This window comes from Streptomyces sp. N35 (assembly GCF_016464295.1).
Lineage (GTDB): Bacteria > Actinomycetota > Actinomycetes > Streptomycetales > Streptomycetaceae > Streptomyces.
In genome coordinates this window covers 22,487-38,791 of record NZ_JAEIMH010000064.1, presented here as the reverse complement: position 1 = coordinate 38,791, position 16,305 = coordinate 22,487, and the positions used below count along the sequence as shown (strand labels likewise).

At 71.9% G+C, this 16,305-nt stretch carries 11 protein-coding genes and 1 pseudogene; 3 read left to right on the top strand and 9 right to left on the bottom strand.

From position 1 onward, the window contains the following. The 5 genes and pseudogenes from JAO81_RS29535 to JAO81_RS29515 form a co-directional block, all read right to left on the bottom strand. A pseudogene (locus tag JAO81_RS29535) lies at nt 1-597 on the bottom strand (hypothetical protein); the annotation flags it as partial. 392 nt (nt 598-989) lie between these two features. Further along, nucleotides 990-1,799 carry a class I SAM-dependent methyltransferase gene (locus JAO81_RS29530; RefSeq protein WP_199551016.1) on the bottom strand — a complete coding sequence of 270 codons (810 nt, stop codon included), beginning with the start codon at nt 1,797-1,799 and terminating at the stop codon, nt 990-992. Nucleotides 1,800-1,905: 106 nt separating this feature from the next. Continuing rightward, nucleotides 1,906-2,715: a xanthine dehydrogenase accessory protein XdhC gene (gene xdhC / locus JAO81_RS29525; RefSeq protein ID WP_199551015.1), complete on the bottom strand. Its 810-nt coding sequence runs from the start codon at nt 2,713-2,715 to the stop codon at nt 1,906-1,908. A 1-nt stretch (nt 2,716) separates the two neighbouring features. Further along, nucleotides 2,717-5,080 carry a xanthine dehydrogenase molybdopterin binding subunit gene (gene xdhB / locus JAO81_RS29520; RefSeq protein WP_199551014.1) on the bottom strand — a complete coding sequence of 788 codons (2,364 nt, stop codon included), beginning with the start codon at nt 5,078-5,080 and terminating at the stop codon, nt 2,717-2,719. Next, the gene (locus JAO81_RS29515) at nt 5,077-6,552 is read right to left on the bottom strand and encodes a xanthine dehydrogenase small subunit (protein WP_199551013.1); all 1,476 of its coding nucleotides are present in this window, start codon (nt 6,550-6,552) and stop codon (nt 5,077-5,079) included. Before JAO81_RS29515 ends, xdhB begins: the two co-directional genes overlap by 4 nt. A 370-nt stretch (nt 6,553-6,922) precedes the next feature. Here JAO81_RS29515 and JAO81_RS29510 point away from each other — a divergent pair, with 370 nt between their 5' ends. After that, nucleotides 6,923-7,801, top strand: coding sequence for an endonuclease/exonuclease/phosphatase family protein (locus JAO81_RS29510; RefSeq protein ID WP_199551012.1), 879 nt, complete (start codon nt 6,923-6,925; stop codon nt 7,799-7,801). 101 nt (nt 7,802-7,902) lie between these two features. Here the strand turns inward: JAO81_RS29510 and JAO81_RS29505 are convergent, their stop codons facing one another. From JAO81_RS29505 to JAO81_RS29495, 3 genes are all read right to left on the bottom strand, one after another. Beyond that, a complete protein-coding gene (locus JAO81_RS29505) occupies nt 7,903-8,562 on the bottom strand; it encodes a TOPRIM nucleotidyl transferase/hydrolase domain-containing protein (RefSeq protein ID WP_199551011.1) in 660 nt (219 codons plus the stop codon). Nucleotides 8,563-8,624: 62 nt separating this feature from the next. Then, on the bottom strand, nt 8,625-9,956 hold the full coding sequence (locus tag JAO81_RS29500) for an amidohydrolase (protein ID WP_199551010.1): 1,332 nt from the start codon (nt 9,954-9,956) through the stop codon (nt 8,625-8,627). Between the two features lie 136 nt (nt 9,957-10,092). Next, the gene (locus JAO81_RS29495; RefSeq protein ID WP_199551009.1) at nt 10,093-11,364 is read right to left on the bottom strand and encodes an amidohydrolase family protein; all 1,272 of its coding nucleotides are present in this window, start codon (nt 11,362-11,364) and stop codon (nt 10,093-10,095) included. Nucleotides 11,365-11,628: 264 nt separating this feature from the next. Here JAO81_RS29495 and JAO81_RS29490 point away from each other — a divergent pair, with 264 nt between their 5' ends. Together JAO81_RS29490 and JAO81_RS29485 are read left to right on the top strand one after the other, a co-directional pair. Further along, nucleotides 11,629-13,437: an ABC transporter ATP-binding protein gene (locus tag JAO81_RS29490; protein ID WP_199551008.1), complete on the top strand. Its 1,809-nt coding sequence runs from the start codon at nt 11,629-11,631 to the stop codon at nt 13,435-13,437. Next, entirely contained in the window at nt 13,434-15,260 is a 1,827-nt protein-coding gene (locus JAO81_RS29485) for an ABC transporter ATP-binding protein (protein WP_199551007.1), read from the top strand. Before JAO81_RS29490 ends, JAO81_RS29485 begins: the two co-directional genes overlap by 4 nt. 88 nt (nt 15,261-15,348) lie before the next feature. On the opposite strand, the gene JAO81_RS29480 is transcribed toward JAO81_RS29485, so the two are convergent. Next, nucleotides 15,349-16,281: an N-acetyltransferase gene (locus JAO81_RS29480; protein ID WP_199551006.1), complete on the bottom strand. Its 933-nt coding sequence runs from the start codon at nt 16,279-16,281 to the stop codon at nt 15,349-15,351. Nucleotides 16,282-16,305: the final 24 nt, after the last annotated feature.

Sequence of the window (16,305 nt, the reverse complement as noted above, 5' to 3'; positions counted from 1 at the left end):
CCCCGCGGGGCGCCCCGGGGGGCCCGGGGCGGGATCCCCCGGCCCCGCGCGGGCCGGGAAGGCTTCGCTCCCGGCGGCCGTGGGGACGGCGAGCAACGGCTCACGACAGGGCGCGACGGCGCCGGGCAGGCGCTCGAGGGCGGCCAGTCTTCGGGCGGTCTCGCGCACAAGGGCCGATGTCAAGTGCCCCGGTCCGTGCGGCGCGGACGCGGCTCGCACCGGCCCGGACGCGCACCCGGTCACCTGGCCGACGGCCATGGCGAAGACGGCGTCGTAGAGCACTCTCATCTGCAGCATCCGCAACTCGGCCGCTCCGATGCGGCCTTGCTCGACGAGCTCGTTCAGCCGTCGCCTCCGAGGGAGGTCCGGGTCCCCGTCCTCCCCCGTCACACGACCAGAGCGCAGCAGCCGGGTCTCCAGATCGGGGGCGCCGGGACTGCGGGCGCTCAGCACCAGGCCGCGCCGCAGACCGAGCACTCCGCCGGGCCGGCCCGACACCCGTACGGTGCCGGTGAGTCGGTCGCGCTCGTACGCTCCCAGTGCGCGGGCCAGAGCGTCGAGTGCGCCCGGGCCGTATGCGTCGTGGGCGGCGGTCATTGCTCCCCTTGCCAAGTGAACCGGCGGGCGGCATCGCATTCTCCGGAGGAATGCGGGCGCTCCACACTGTCCGGAAGACAGGCGCCGTTCGGCGCGTTCTTTCGCCGACGGAACCGTATCGGCGATATCGGAGGGAACTTTCTATCAGTGGAATGCCGTTGCCCAAAAGGCGTCGGCGCAAGGTGATGGAAAGAGAATTCGCCTGCCCGTCGACGTTCTCTTCCGACCGAGTTCCGCACCCCGGTGTCGGCGGGAGCCCCGTCACGGCCCCGGGACAGAGCAGGAGACAGAGCGGGGGCAGAACCAAGGAGGGGGCGCAGGGCGATTCCCCTGCCCCACTTCCCCACTTCCCCGCTTCCGCACGGCCGGTCGCGCCGGCCCCGCGGACACCGTCACGCCGCGACGGCGATGACCTCGACGTAGCGGGCCGGCACCTTCAGGGTGCCGTCGGTGGCCGTGTTGTGCTCCTCGGCCAGCGCCACCATGTCCTCGTAGAGGACCTTGCCGTTCTCGCCGAGCGCTTCGAACGCCTTCAGGGTGGGTCCGTACTTGTCCTTGAAGCGGTCGGCGAAGCCGCCGGCCGAGTCGAACCGGAACACCATGTCCCGTGGCGTGAGGGCCAGTTCGGTGACACGGTCGCCGAAGAGCTCGCGCAGCCGGTGCTCGTCGCCCCACAGCGGCGGCGGCTGGATACCCGGCGGTGGCGGCACATGGCGGCCGATGGTCTTGAAGAGCCGCCCGATGAACCCGTCCGGCGTCCAGTTGGCAAGGACGATCTTTCCGCCGGGGCGGCAGACCCGGGCGAGTTCCGCGGCGGCCTCCTCCTGGTGCGGTGCGAACATCACGCCGACCACCGAGAGCACCGCGTCGAAGGTGTCGTCCGGATACGGCAGCGCCTCGGCGTCCGCCTCCTCGACGGTGAGCGGGAGCCCTTCGGCCCGCGCGCGGTCGGCGGCACGTTCGAGCAGCTCGGGTACGTAGTCGGTGGCCGTCACGGTGCAGCCGCAACGGGCCGCGGCCAGGGCGGCGTTGCCGGTGCCGGAGGCCACGTCGAGGACCCGGTTGCCGTGGGACAGGTCGGCCGACTGGACGAGCCGTTCGGCCATGGGGTGGATCAGCGCGGCGATGGCGCCGTAGTCGCCGCTGGCCCACGTCTTCTGCTGTTTTGCCTTGATCCCCTCCAGGGGGAGTTTGGTGGTCATGGCCGGTGAGACTAGGACCGGTCGGACTTCCCGTACATCAGCGGAAATGCGTAGGCGCCGAGAGCCCCGCGCAGCCGCAACGACGGCCGCGCGGGGCTCACTTGCGTCAGCCGGCCGAGGACTCGAAGGTGCGCAGCAGATCCGCCGCCACGCTCACGGCGATGGTCGCCGGGTCCTTGCCCCCGATGTCGGCGAGGCCGATCGGGGTCTTGATCCGGTCGATGGCGGCGTCCTCGTGACCGCCTTCGGTGGACAGCCGCTTGCGGAACCGGGCCCACTTGGCCGCCGAGCCGATGAGGCCGACGGAACCGAGATGCCCGGTCCGCAGGGCGGCGTCGCACAGCGCGGCGTCCTCGGCATGGTCATGGGTCATGATCAGCACATGGGTGCCGTGCGGCAGCTCCGCGAGCACTTCCTCGGGCAGCAGCGGCGTGTGGTGCACCCGCACCCGTGCCACCGAGTCCGCCAGGACGCCGAGCCGTTCCTCGCCGAGCAGGTCGGCGCGGCTGTCGACCAGGTGCAGGTCGATGTCCTGGCGGGCCAGGATGCGCGCCAGCTCCAGGCCGACATGGCCGACGCCGAACACCGCCACCGCCCGTACCACCGGCAGCGGTTCGAGCAGTACCTGCACGGTGCCGCCGCAGCACTGCACTCCGTGCCGGTTGGTGACCTTGTCGTTGAGCGCGAAGTCCATCAGCTCGGGTGCCGCAGCGCCCGCCGCGATCAACTCCCTTGCCCGGTCGATCGATACGGCCTCGACATTGCCGCCGCCGATCGAGCCCCAGGTGCCGCGCTCCCCCACCACGAGCTTCGCGCCGGCCTCGCGCGGGGCGTGACCGCGCACGGTCGCCACGGTCACGAGCACGCCGGGCTCCCGGCGTTCGCGCAACCGTGTGACCGCGGCGATCCACGTCATGTCAGGCACCGGTCAGCACTTCGTCGTCGAGCGGGGACCCGCTGAGCCGCGCGGACTCGACCGCCCAGTACACGGCCTCCGGGGTCGCGGGCGAGGCCAGTTCCACCTCGGCACCATCAGGGCCGAACGCGGCGGCGGCCTGCCGCAGCGCCTCACGGACCGAGAACGCCAGCATCAGCGGAGGTTCACCGACCGCCTTGGACCCGTAGACCGCGCCCTCTTCGGTGGCGTTCTCCAGGAGGGTCACATGGAACTCCTCGGGCATCTCGGAGAAGCTCGGCAGCTTGTACGTGCTCGCCGCCTGGGTCAGCAGCCGGCCGCGACCGGGGCCGTCCGTGGCGTCCCAGCGCATGTCCTCCAGGGTCAGCCAGCCGGCGCCCTGCACGAACCCGCCCTCGACCTGACCGATGTCGATCATCGGCGAAAGGCTGTCGCCGACGTCGTGCACGATGTCCACGCGCCGGATGCGGTACGCGCCCGTGAAGCCGTCCACCTCGACCTCGGCCGCCGCGGCGCCGTAGGAGAAGTACTTGAACGGCGAGCCCTGGAACGCCTTCGCGTCCCAGTGCAGCCCCTCGGTCCGGTAGAACCCGGCCGCGGACAGCTGCACCCGCTGGAAATACGCGGTGCGCACCAGGTCGTCCCAGGCCAGCTCCTTGTCGCTGCCCAGGGTGCGGGCGACGCCTTCGACGATCCGTACGTCCGAGGCGTTCGAGCCCAGCTGGGATGCGGCCACCTGCAGCAGCCGCTCCCGCAGCTGCTCGCAGGCGTTCTTCACCGCCGCGCCGTTCAGGTCGGCGCCCGAACTTGCCGCGGTGGCCGAGGTGTTGGGCACCTTGTCGGTACGTGTCGGGGCGAGGCGGACCTTGCACAAAGGGATGCCGAGCGTGGTCGCGGCCACCTGCAGCATCTTGGTGTGCAGGCCCTGGCCCATCTCGGTGCCGCCGTGGTTGATCAGGACGGAACCGTCCTTGTAGATCAGGACCAGCGCGCCGCCCTGGTTGAAGGCGGTGAGGTTGAAGGAGATGCCGAACTTGACGCCGGTGATCGCCAGGCCCCGCTTGGTTTGCGGGTGCGCGGAGTTGAACGCGGCGATCTCCCGTCGGCGCTCCTCGAAACCGGCGTTCTCCTTGACCTTGTCCCAGACCGCGGTGATCCGCTCCGGATGCGTGACCTGCTGTCCGTACGGGGTGGTCTGGCCCGGCCGGTAGAAGTTCCGCTCGCGCAGCTCCACGGGGTCGAGGCCGAGCAGCGGGGCGCAGCGGCCCATGATGTCCTCGATCACGAGCATGCCCTGGGGTCCGCCGAAGCCGCGGAACGCGGTGTTGGAGACCTTGTTGGTCTTGGCGATCCGGCCGGCGACGCGGGCGTGGGGGATCCAGTAGGTGTTGTCGATGTGGCAGAGCGCACGGGCCGTGACCGGTTCGGACAGGTCGAGGCTCCAGCCGCCGTCGGAGGTCAGGGTGGCGTCCAGGGCCTGGATGCGGCCTTCCGTATCGAAGCCGATCTTCCACTGGGCGTGGAAGCCGTGCCGCTTGCCGGACATGGTGAGGTCCTGGGTGCGGTTCAGACGCAGCCGGACAGGGCGGCCGGTGAGCTTGGCGCCGAGCGCGGCGATGGCCGCGAACCCGTGCGGCTGCATCTCCTTGCCACCGAAGCCGCCGCCCATCCGCAGGCACTGCACGGTCACCTCGTGGGAGTGCAGACCGAGCACATGGGCCACGATCTCCTGGGTCTCCGAGGGGTGCTGGGTGCTGCTCTGGACGAAGATCTGCCCGGACTCGTCCACCTGGGCGAGTGCCGCGTGCGTCTCCAGGTAGAAGTGCTCCTGATCGGAGAACTGGAACGTGCCGCTGAACACGTGCGCGGAGTCCGCGAAGCCCGCGTCGACGTCGCCGGTCACCATCACGGGCCGTGCGCCGTGGAAGCTCTCGGAGGCGATGGCCTCCTCCAGCGTGATCACGGAAGGCAGTTCGTCGAGCTCCACCTCGACGGCCTCGGCGCCCAGCCGCGCCGCTTCCAGGGTCTCGCCGAGCACCCAGGCGACGGCGTGGCCGTGGAACATGACCTCGTCGGGGAAGAGCGGTTCGTCGTGCTTCATCCCGGCGTCGTTGACGCCGGGCACATCGGCGCCGGTCAGGACGCGGATCACACCGGGCACGGCGAGCGCGGGCTCGGTGCGCAGGGCGGTGATCCGGCCGTGGGTCTTCACGACCTGCACGGGGTGGGCGTGCAGCACGTCCTTGGTCCGGTGGACCAGGTCGTCGGTGTAGAGCGCGGTGCCGGTGACGTGCTGGTAGGCGCTCTCGTGCGGCATCGAGACACCGACGACGGAGTTCTCGGGACGTTCGGACAGCTGGCTCATGAGGTAACCGCCTCGGTGGTCTGTGCGTCCCCGGTGTGCTGTGCGTACAGCTTCTTCAGGCTCTGGCCGAGCATCGCGCTGCGGTACAGCGAGCTGGCCCGGTGGTCGTCCATCGGTGTGCCCTCGCCCCGCAGCACCCGGGCGGCGGCCTCCACGGTCTCGGCCGACCACGGCCTGCCTTCCAGGGCAGCCTCGGTGGCGAGCGCCCGGATCGGAGTGGCGGCCACTCCCCCGAGGCCGATACGTGCCGTGCGGACGACGCCGTCCTCGATGTCGAGGGCGAAGGCGGCCGCGACGCTGGAGATATCGTCGAAACGCCGCTTGGCGATCTTGTGGAAGCCCGTGACGGGCGCCTGCGGCAGCGGGATGCGGACCGCGCGGATCAGCTCTCCGGGGCGGCGCACGCTCTGCCGGTAGCCCGTGAAGTAGTCGGCCAGGGGGACCTCGCGCTCACCGTCGGCGTCGGCGAGCAGCAGGCTCGCCTCCAGCGCGAGCAGCACCGGCGGACTGTCACCGATGGGCGATCCCGTCCCCAGGTTGCCGCCGAGGGTCGCGCCGTTGCGGATCAGGCGCGAGGCGAACTGCGGGAACAGCTCGGCGAGCAGCGGCACCCGGCCGTCGAGCCTGCGCTCGATCTCGGTGAGCGTGAGGGCCGCGCCGATCTCGATGTGGTCGGATCCGACGTGCAGCGCGCGCAGTTCGGGCAGCCGGTCGACGGCGATGACGCAATCCGCCCTGCGGGAGCGGATGTTCACCTCCACGCCCCAGTCGGTGGAGCCGGCGACCACCACGGCGTCCGGCCGCTCGCGCAGCAGCCGCAGCGTCTCGGCCAGCGTGTCCTTCCGTACGAACGCCTTGCCGTCCTGCGTGTACGCGGTGGCGACCGGGGCCGGTGGGGCCTGGTCGCGGCGCCGAGCGAGAGGGTCCTCGTCGGCGGGTGCGCCGACGGCGTACGCGGCGTCGCGGATCGGGCGGTAGCCGGTGCAGCGGCACAGGTTGCCGCTCAGGGCGTGCAGGTCGAATCCGTTCGGGCCGTGCTCGGCGTCGGCGTCGCCGGCGGAGTGCTCGCAGCGGTCGGGCCGGTAGTACTCGGCGGCCATGCTGCAGACGAATCCGGGGGTGCAGTAGCCGCACTGGGAGCCGCCACGGACCGCCATCTCCTCCTGCACGGGGTGCAGGGCGGGAGCCGTGCCGGCTTCGCCGACGGTCGCGAGGCCCTCGGAGGTGACGACCTCCTGGCCGTCGAGTGCCGCGGCCGGGACCAGGCAGGCGTTGACCGCCACCCAGTCGGTCGGCTTGTCCACGCCGGGGCGGGCCACGAGCACAGAGCAGGCGCCGCACTCGCCTTCCGCGCAGCCCTCCTTCGTGCCGGTGAGGCCGCGCTCGCGCAGGAAGTCGAGCGCGGTGGTGTGGGGCGCGGCCGGTGCGAGCGGTGTTTCTTTCCCGTTGACCGTGATGGTCGGTCGCATCATCGAGTTCGCCAATTCCAGGGAGTGATCTGTGAGCGGACGCGCCACGTACGAGGAGTGGGCGTACAGCGGCCCGTCCAGGAGAAGCGGGCGCGGGCGGCAGGCGTGCGCGCCATGCCGGGCGGTGGAATGAACGGCTTGGTCAGCAGCCGTGGGCGATCTGACCCGGAACCCAGCCGAAGTACCGGACGAGGCGACCGAGACCGGAGCAGGTGTTCATCCGCGGTCGCCTCCTCTTCCGTTGCTCACAGGTCAGTGAGCAACGGAAAGTAGTAGGTGTGGGCCGCACCGGTCAAGGGCCGGCCCGTCGCAAAACGTCCTACCCGTCGCATAACCTCGTAGCAGGAGACGGGTGTCTCCACCCGGGGAGGCGATGGTGGTCGGAACAGGCGCGCGGTGGCTCGCGGGAGCCGTTGTCGTCACGTGTGTGGCGCTCGTCGGACCCAGCGCACCCGGTGGTGCGCTCGCCACCGACCCGCTGCCTCCCGACGCCGTCCGGGACATCGTGCCGAACCGCGTCATGACCTGGAACATCTGCAATCCCTGCAACGACAGCGGGTTCAACGTCGGCCGCGCCGCGGAGATCGCCGAGTTCGCGCCCCAGGTCATCGCACTGCAGGAGGCCTGCGTTCGGGACGTCGAGGCGATCCGGGACCACCTCGAGAACCTGCACGGGCTGGTGTACCACGTCGAGTACGGGTCGGTCCTGACCAGCTGGAACCGCTGCGGCGGAGTTCCGTGGAACCCCGGAGGGTACGGTCAGGCGGTCCTGTCCGCGGCGCCGATGACGGACAGCGTGCGGGTGGAGTATCCCGACGGCGGTTCCGAGGACCGTGGCTACATGGCGGTCACCACCGAAGTGGACGGCAAGCCGGTGCGCGTGTTCGCCACGCATCTCGCCCAGCGGCAGCAGGCGGAGGTGCGGGCGCAGCAGGCCGGTGTGCTCGCGGCGGCCGTCGCGCCGCACGAACGCGCCATCGTGCTCGGCGACTTCAACGCCGAGCCGACGACCCCCGAGCTGCGCGAGATATGGGCTCTGGCCGAGGACGGGGATCCGCAGTGCCACCCGTCCGCCGCCGGCGGTGGCGCGTGCGAGCCGACCACGGACTGGATGAGCAAGTTCGACTACACCTTCGTACGGGGCATCGCACCGCTCGACCAGGGCGTGCATCTCTCCGAGTACTCGGACCACAACCTCGTGCACGCCGACCTGGACCTGGCGCGGCCGCACACGACGAGGACCGCGCGGTAGGAGCTCGGGTCGGTGAGAGTTCGGGTCGGTGAGAGCTCGGGTCGGTGACAACTCGGTTCGCTGACAACTCGGTTCGGTGAGAGCTCAGCCACTTCAGCCGCTCACACCCGCGCGAGCAGCCGCTCCAGCGGGCGCGGGGTCCGGTCGAGGTCGAGCGACTCCACCATGGCCTGCGCGTACTGCGCCTTGCGGCCGCTGTGGGTGCCCATGAAGCGGCGCAGCTGCTGTTCTATGGTCCGCTCGCGCTGGAAGGGCTGGTTCTGGAAGGTGCGGAAGGGCCGCAACTCGTCCTCGGCCGCGATGACCTGCTCGACACCGGCGGGTCCGAGCGCCCGGATCAGCTCGTCCTCGAGATCCGCGTCGCAGAGGTAGTAGCCGAGGGATTCCAGTTCGTCCCGGGTGTGCGCGGCGCCGAACCCCTCGCGTTCCAGGGCCCGTTGGAAGTGACCCATCTCGCCCACGTCGCACAGGCCGACCGGGGTGACACCCAGCCCCTTGGGCCCGCACACGGAGAGGAAGTGGCCGATGTTCGTCGCACCTCCGAGGGGGAGGACCGCGACGCCCTCGGCCGCGAGGTTCCGGTCGCGACGGGCCGCGAGGGTGTCGAGGGCGCGCAGATCACTGTCCCCCTCGACCAGGACGACCGTGCGCAGACCGATCCGGGCGGCCAACTCCCCGGCCTCCACCGCGGACTGCGCCGCCCCCGCCCGGCGCGCGGCCCACTCGGTGACCGCCCGGCGGAATTTCCCCATGTCGTCCATGGGGTCAGTCTCGCAGGGCGATCACCGAGGAGGGCAAGGCAATTACGAGGGCGGGCCGGGCGTCAGCGGACCAGCTCCCCGTCCCGCGCCACGATCACGCCGCCGTGCACGACGAGGTCGCGGGCCGGGGCGTCGACGACGACCTGGGGGACGCATTCGGCACGCAGCACGACGAAGTCGGCCGGGGCGCCCGGGGTGAGGTCGGCGTGTGCCAGACCCATGACGTCCGCGCCGCCGTCGGCGGCCGCGGTGAAGCACGCGGTCAGTTCGTCGTCGAGGCGCACATCTGTGACCCAGCCCATCTTGTGGGCGCGGTCGAACATGTCCGCGTTGCCGAACGGGCTCCACGAGTCACGGATGCCGTCCGACCCGAGGCCGACACGCACTCCGTACTCCCGCAGCTTGGCGATGGGCAGCACCAGGTCGGCGGACGGGGCGACGGTCGTCAGGGAGATGCCGAGCTCACCCAACTGCTCGCCGAACACGCCCAGTTCACGGTCGTCGAGCTCCGGCAGGCAGAAGACATGGCTGACGGTGACCTTGTCGTGCAGGGAGAGGGAGCGGGTGCGCTCGATGATGCCGCGCAGCGCGGCGAGGCCCTTCTCGCCGCGGTCGTGGAGGTGGATGTCGAGGCCGACCCCGTGCCGGTCCGCGATGCCGAACAGCGCGTCGAGCTGTGCCACGGGCGCCTGGTCGAAGCCGCCCGGGTCGATACCGCCGATGAAGTCGACGGCGCCGGTGCTGGCGGCCTCCTCCAGGAGTTCCACGGTGCCCGGGGTACGGATCACTCCATGCTGCGGAAAGCCGACGATCTGCACGTCGAGCGCGTGCTTCAGTCGCTCGCGCGCGGCCTGGAGCCCTTCGACGCCCGCGAGGTCGTAGGCGGGGGCGACATCGGCGTGGGCGCGCATGCCCCGGGTGCCGCGGGTCACGGCGTGGCTCATCAGGCCGTAGGCGCGCTCGGCGACGGAGCGGGTCTGGCTGTTGAACAGCTCCACGTCCTGCGCGACATAGTCGGCTATCCCGCTCGCGGGCTTGCGCGTGACCCACGAGCCGCCCCAGGTCGTCTTGTCCGGGTGGATGTGCGCGTCCACGAGCGAGGGCAGTACGGCGCGGCCCCGGCCCTCGACGACCTTGGCGCCGCGCGGCGCGGGGCGGTCGGAGATCCTGCCGTTCGCCACGACGAGGTCGACGGCCTTTCCGGTGCCGAACGGCCGGACATTGCGGAAGACCACGGCCTTGCCGTCGCGGCTGCCGTGCCCGTCCTGGCGGCCGGAGCGCTCAGCGGCCTGCGCCGGTACGGCGGCCCCAGCAACTGTGGCGGACCCGGCGAGTGCGGCGGCGCCCGCGAGGACGTTGCGACGCGAGACGGAGGAGGTGGGCGAGGGGGTCATCGGGCTCCTTGAGACGTGAGGTGCACTGAGGGTTCAGGAACAGCTGGTGGTTCAGGGCCAACCGGTGGGTTCACGGGCAAGCGGGGGGTTCACGGGCAAGCGGGGGCGGGGGTCGAGCGGGGACGGGGTCGAGCGCTCAGAGCGCGACGCCCGCCCGTACCACCCGGGCCGGGCGCTTCAGGACGGTGACGTCGGCCAGCGGGTCGCCGTCGGCGATCACCACGTCGCCGGCGAAGCCGCGCGCGAGCCGGCCCACCGTGCGTTCGCGCCCGAGCAGGCGGGCCGCGCCGGTCGTGGCCGTGCGGATCGCGTCGAGCGAGGACAGGCCCGCGGAGTGCATCAGCTCGATCTCGCGGCCGATGGGCTTGACCTTGCCGCCGGAGGAGTCGGTGCCGGCGGCCAGCGGCACACCCCGCTCATGCGCGGCGAGCACGGCCTGCTCGAGGACCGGCAGATAGGTGCGGCCACGCTCGGCGAGCACCGGATCGGACGACTCGGCCAGGCCCGCGATCGCGGAGAGGGTGGGCGTGAAGTACGTACCCCTGCGGCGCATCTCCACGAGGGTGCGCTCGCCGACGAACACCCCGTGTTCCAGGGAGCGGACGCCCGCGGTCACCGCGTCGTGGCAGCCCTTCTCGGCGTAGCTGTGGCACAGCACGCCCTTGCCGCCTCGGCGCGCTGCGGTCACGATCTCCCGCAGTTGTCCGTACGAGTAGACCTGGGCGAGCGGGTCCTGCTCGGGCAGACCGGCGCGCTCGTTGACCCTGGTCTTGACCCAGTCGACGCCGCGGGCGAGGTTCACCTCGACGACACGGCGCAGCGCCTCGGCGGAGCGCACACCGTCCTCGAGGCGGGCGAGCTCGGTGAGATCCGGGTCGGCGAGGACCGTGTCGCCCAGGTCGGGCGTGACGAAGACACCGGCCGCTTCGAGGCGGGGCGCGAGGGCGGGCGCCTGGCGGGCGAGTTCCCGTACCGCGATGTCCTGGTAGAAGTTCGTCGAACCGCTGCGGGCGCTCGTCGCGCCCTGCCGTACGGCGTCGCGCGCCTCGGTGGCGGTGTTGAGGTGGATATGGGCGTCGACGAGTCCGGGCAGGATCCACTTCCCGTGCGCGTCGACGACTTCGGCGCCCCGGGGCACGGCGACATCGCCGCGCGCACCGGCCGCGCGCACCACACCGTTCTCGATGATCACCACGGCGTCCTCGGTGACCTCACCCGTGGCCGGGTCGAGCAGGGTGCCGCCTTCGACGACGAGATCCCCGCCCTTCGCCCCACGCCGGAAGGGCGCAGCCGAAGCGGCCGGGGCCGGTGTCACCGCCGCTGCGGTTCCGGCGAGGGCGGCGGCCGCGGCGAGCACCCCGCGGCGGGTCATCCGGCTGGAGGGCGGTGGGGCGTCTTCCACGCACATCGAGGGCTCCTGTAAAGGTCGGGGACGCGACTCGATTTTTGTATACCAAATTGAAGAACCCGATCAAGGGTGTAACCCTGAAGCATCGGAATCCTCATCAGAGCTGCACATTCGTCCGAAGCGCGGCCAATGTCGCCCGGGTGTTGGTATACAAACGCTGCGAGTTCGGTCGACAGATCACCGAGCCTCCGACCGGTCTCCCCCTCGCGGGCCGGTCAAGTTAGCCTTACCTGGCTTATGCAACGGCCTGGTGGGGAGAGAGACATGCGGGACGCCGCGCGGCACGACGGGCGTGAAGTCCTGCGCACAGTGCTCAAGGGCGAGCGACCACGGGTGCTTGCGGCCTGTGCGCTCAATGCCTCGCATCAGATCGGTGAGGCGCTGATCCCCGTGCTGATCGGGTTCATGGTGGACCGTGCGATCGTCCGCCCCGACCTCGCCTCGTTCGCGCGCTGGGCACTGATCCTTGCGGTCGTCTATGTCTTTCTCTCCGGCGGCTTCCAGCTCGGCGCCCGCGCGGCCGAGTACGCCAAGGAGCACGCGGGCCACACCCTGCGGATGCGGCTGATCCGCCGCGTTCTCGATCCGTACGGAGGGGCCGAGCGCGGCCGCCCGCCCGGCGCTCTGGTCTCCGTGACCACCGAGGACGCACGGCGGGCCGGTGGGGTGACGTTCGCGCTGCCGATCGGCTTCGGCGCGGTGATCGGTCTCGCGGCCGGGGCGGTGCTGCTGCTGCGCGCTTCCGTTCCGCTCGGCCTGCTGATCCTGCTCGGCACCCCGGTCCTGATGGGGCTCGGCCAGCTGCTCGCGCGCCCGCTCGAACACCGCAGTCACGCGGAACAGGAGCGTGCCGCCCACGCCTCGGGCGTCGCGGCCGATCTGGTCGCAGGGGTACGGGTGCTCCAGGGCCTCGGTGCCCAGCGCGCCGCGTCCGACCGCTATCGGCGCACGAGCCGGGCCGCGCTGGACGCGACGGTGCGGGCGGCCCGGGCCGAAGCGGTGCAGACCGGGATGATGCAGACCCTGACGGGCGTGTTCATCGCTCTGGTCGCGCTCGTGGGCGGCCATCTGGTCCTCACCGACGCCATCGGGCTGGGCGAACTGGTCGCGGCCGTCGGATTGGCCCTGTTCCTGCCCGGCCCTCTGCACACCGTGGCCTGGGTGGCCGCCGATGTGGCGCGGTCGCGGGCTTCGGCGGAGCGGGTCGGCGAGGTCCTGTCGGCGCCGGGAGGCATAGCGAACTCCGAAGATGCGGCCCGCAACGACAACTCCAGGAGCCCGGCCCGTATCGCGGGCTCCGAGGGCTCCGAGCGCGCCCCCGACAACGTGGACTCCCAGGGCGCAGCCCGCAAGATCCCCGCTCCGGCCGCCCCCACCGACGGGCCGCCGCCCGCCCTTCACCTCTCCGCCCTCACCCACGAGGGCCTGCGGAACCTTGAACTCGCCGTCTCCCCGGGCGAATTCCTCGGCGTCGTCGTCACGGACCCCGCCCACGCGGACACCCTGGTGCGCTGTCTGGCCCGCCGCACCGACCCGGACGCGGGCCGGCTCGCCCTGGACGGCGTCCCCTTCGCCGACCTCTCGCCGCGTGCACTGCGCGCGCGGATCCTCGTCGCCGCACACGCCGCTGACCTGTTCACCGGGTCGATCGAGGAGAACATCACCGCCGGCGGAGCCACCGCCCACGAGGCCGCGACGACCGCCGCCGCGGCCGACGAGGTCGCCGCCTCCGTACCCGGCGGCATGGCCGCACCGGTCGGCGAACGCGGCCGCTCCCTCTCCGGCGGCCAGCGCCAAAGGGTGGCACTCGCCCGTGCGCTCGCCGCCGACCGCGAGGTGCTCGTCGTGCACGACCCGACCACCGCGATCGACGCCGCCACCGAGGCCCGGATCGCCTCCGGTATCCGCGAAGTGCGCCGTGGCCGTACGACCGTCCTGGTCACCAGCAGCCCGGCGCTCCTCGCGGTCGCCGACCGGGTGGTCCTGATCGACGGCGGACGGCTCGCCGACGAGGCCCGCCACGAAGAACTTGTCCGATGCAGCGCTCTCTACCGGACGGCGGTACTGGGATGACCACCACGTCGTCACCGCAGCTCACTCAGCAGCCCGAACCCGCCGACGAGGCGACGGAACGTTCCACCGCCGCCGAGCTGCTGCCCGTGGCCACCGGCCGGCGCACCCGCGCCGCCGCCCTGGAACTCCTGCGCCCCGACCGGGGTCTGGCCATCCGCTCGGCCCTGGTCCTGGTCGCCGCGACCGCCGTCGGTCTGCTCACCCAGCCGCTGCTCGGCCGGATCGTGGACCTCGTCGCCGCGGGCGCGCGCGGCAGCGGCTCCGTGTCGACGGGGGTGCTGACCCTGCCGGTCGTCCTCCTCGTGGTCGTGGCCCTCGTGCAGGGCGCCTCGACCGCGCTGGGCCTCGGGATGGTCGCGCGGCTCGGCGAGTCGGTGCTCGCCCGGCTGCGGGAACGGTTCGTCGAACGGGCACTCGCCCTGCCGGCCGACCGTATCGAGCGCGCCGGCTCCGGCGATCTGACCGCCCGCGTCACGGGAGACGTGGCCCGGGTGTCCGAGGCCGTGCGCTCCGCGCTGCCCGAACTCGCCCGCGCCACCCTGACGATCATCCTCACCCTCGTCGCGCTCGCGGTGCTCGACTGGCGCTTCCTGGTGGCGGCGCTGCTCGCGGTGCCGGTGCAGGCATGGACGGCGCGCTGGTACGTGGGCAAGGCCGTTCCCCTGTACGCGAAGCAGCGCATCGCCACCGGAGCACAGCAGCAGCAGCTGCTCGAGACGATCGGCGGCGCCGACACGGTCCGCGGTCATCTCCTCGAGGACGACCACACGCAGCGGGTCGAGAAGCGTTCGCGGGCGGCGGTGGAACTCAGCAAGCGCGGGGTGCGCCTGGTCCTCGGCTTCTACGGGCGGCTGCACATCGGCGAGTACATCGGCCTGGTCGGTGTGCTGCTCGCCGGTCTGATCCTGGTGCGCGAGGACGCCGTCTCGATCGGTACGGCCACGGCGGCCGCGCTCTACTTCCACAATCTCTTCGGCCCCATCAACGCGGCCCTGGTCCTGCTCGACGACGCCCAGTCGGCGACCGCGGGCCTGGCCCGGCTGGTCGGTGTGACCGATCTGCCCGTCGAGGCGGACGGGCCCGCCACCGGCCGCAGCGCGGACGCCTTCGTGCACGTACGGGGCATCACGCACTCCTACGGCGACGCCTCCCCCGTGCTGCACGACGTGGACCTCGATCTGCACGAGGGCGAGCATGTCGCGCTGGTCGGCACCAGTGGCGCCGGCAAGTCCACGCTGGCCCGCATCCTCGCCGGGGTGCAGCCGCCCACCGGCGGCGAGGTCACGATGCCGGCCGCCGCCGACGGGCGGCCGGGCGCCGTCCTCGTATCGCAGGAACTGCATGTGTTCGCCGGCACGCTCGCCGAGGATCTGCGGCTCGCCAAGCCGGATGCGTCCGACGCGGAGCTGCGCGCGGCGCTCTCCACGGTCGACGCCCTCACCTGGGCCGAAGCGCTCCCGGACGGCCTGGACACGGTGGTCGGCGAGGGTGCGCACAGCCTGGATGCCGCGAAGGCGCAGCAACTCGCACTCGCCCGGCTCGTGTTGGCGGACCCGCTGATCGCCGTCCTGGACGAGGCGACCGCGGAGGCGGGGAGCGCGGGCGCCCGGCTGCTCGAACAGTCCGCGCGGGCCGCGCTCGAGGGGCGTACCGCATTGATCGTCGCCCACCGCCTCACCCAGGCCGCGACCGCGGACCGGGTCGTGGTCCTCGAGCACGGCCGGGTCGTCGAGTCGGGTCCGCACGAGCGGCTCAAGGACGCGGGCGGACCGTACGCGAGGCTCTGGGCCGCATGGTCGGGCACGCGGCAGTCCGCCTCCTGAGGCGCGGCCACGGACCGGCCGCCCGAGCCGGAGCTCAGAACGACCGGATCAACTCCAAGGTTCAGACCGGCCGGATCAATTCCCGGGTTCAGACCGGCCGGATCAACTCCCAGGTGTCGACGGCCACATCCAGTGTCATGCCGTGGCGTTCGTACAGCGCGAGCGCACCGGAGCTGTTGTCCGTGTCGACGCCCAGGCTGACCCGGTCCCGTCCGAGGCCCGCGTAGTACCAGAACGCGTACCGCAGCAGATAGCCGGCGATCCCCCGACCGCGCGCCTCGGTGAGCACCCCGAGGTTGCTGATCCAGCCGGTGGTGATCCGGTCGTTGCGGGTGCGCATCGCGGCGACGTCGCCCATGCCTTCGACCCGGGCGATCCAGATCAGCGAGAAGTCGGCGTTCTCCGCGTCGATGTCGTGCAGCCACTGCTCGTACGTACGCGGCTGGTAGTCGAAGTGGCCGCGGAACGACTCCTGCAGGAGCGCATGCGCCCGCGGGCGGTCCGCTTCGTCCGTGCAGGGGCGCAGACACAGCCCGGGCAGCGGCTCGGGCATGGTGTCGGCGGTGGGCGAGATCGCGCGGTGCATCACGTGGTAGCGCCGCACGGTGCGCCAGCCGCGCTCGCGCAGGACGTCCTGGTCCACGGCGGTCGTCACATGCAGGCCCGGGTGGATGACGGCGCGCCCCACGCCGGGGGCGGCGGCGCGCTCGGCGGCCCGCGCCTCCATCCGGTCGAGGAGCAGGCGCGCGCCGTCGGGCCGGCCGGGCAGCATATAGAGATCGATGTCGATGCGTTCGCCGCCGGACTCGTCCCACAGCAGGCCGTAGCCCACCAGCTTCCCGTCCTCGTGGAGCAGCCAGGAGTCGCGGGTGAGGTCGACCTCGGGGTGCTTCCACTCGGCGAGGATCTCGTCGACGTCGGTCTCGGCCTTCCCGCCTTCGAGCACATCCACTGCGTTGAGCAGTTCACCGGCCGCCGCCGCGTCGTCGAGGGTGGCGGGCCGCACGGTCACAGTCTTCATGGGGCCACTGTCGGGCTGCGCTCC

Excerpts from the sequence above, each read along its gene's own strand:
- JAO81_RS29530 (WP_199551016.1), bottom strand. The coding sequence starts at position 1,799 with ATGACCACCAAACTCCCCCTGGAGGGGATCAAGGCAAAACAGCAGAAG.
- xdhC (WP_199551015.1), bottom strand. The coding sequence starts at position 2,715 with ATGACGTGGATCGCCGCGGTCACACGGTTGCGCGAACGCCGGGAGCCC.
- xdhB (WP_199551014.1), bottom strand. The coding sequence starts at position 5,080 with ATGAGCCAGCTGTCCGAACGTCCCGAGAACTCCGTCGTCGGTGTCTCG.
- JAO81_RS29515 (WP_199551013.1), bottom strand. The coding sequence starts at position 6,552 with ATGATGCGACCGACCATCACGGTCAACGGGAAAGAAACACCGCTCGCA.
- JAO81_RS29510 (WP_199551012.1), top strand. The coding sequence starts at position 6,923 with ATGGTGGTCGGAACAGGCGCGCGGTGGCTCGCGGGAGCCGTTGTCGTC.
- JAO81_RS29505 (WP_199551011.1), bottom strand. The coding sequence starts at position 8,562 with ATGGACGACATGGGGAAATTCCGCCGGGCGGTCACCGAGTGGGCCGCG.
- JAO81_RS29500 (WP_199551010.1), bottom strand. The coding sequence starts at position 9,956 with ATGACCCCCTCGCCCACCTCCTCCGTCTCGCGTCGCAACGTCCTCGCG.
- JAO81_RS29495 (WP_199551009.1), bottom strand. The coding sequence starts at position 11,364 with ATGTGCGTGGAAGACGCCCCACCGCCCTCCAGCCGGATGACCCGCCGC.
- JAO81_RS29490 (WP_199551008.1), top strand. The coding sequence starts at position 11,629 with ATGCGGGACGCCGCGCGGCACGACGGGCGTGAAGTCCTGCGCACAGTG.
- JAO81_RS29485 (WP_199551007.1), top strand. The coding sequence starts at position 13,434 with ATGACCACCACGTCGTCACCGCAGCTCACTCAGCAGCCCGAACCCGCC.
- JAO81_RS29480 (WP_199551006.1), bottom strand. The coding sequence starts at position 16,281 with ATGAAGACTGTGACCGTGCGGCCCGCCACCCTCGACGACGCGGCGGCG.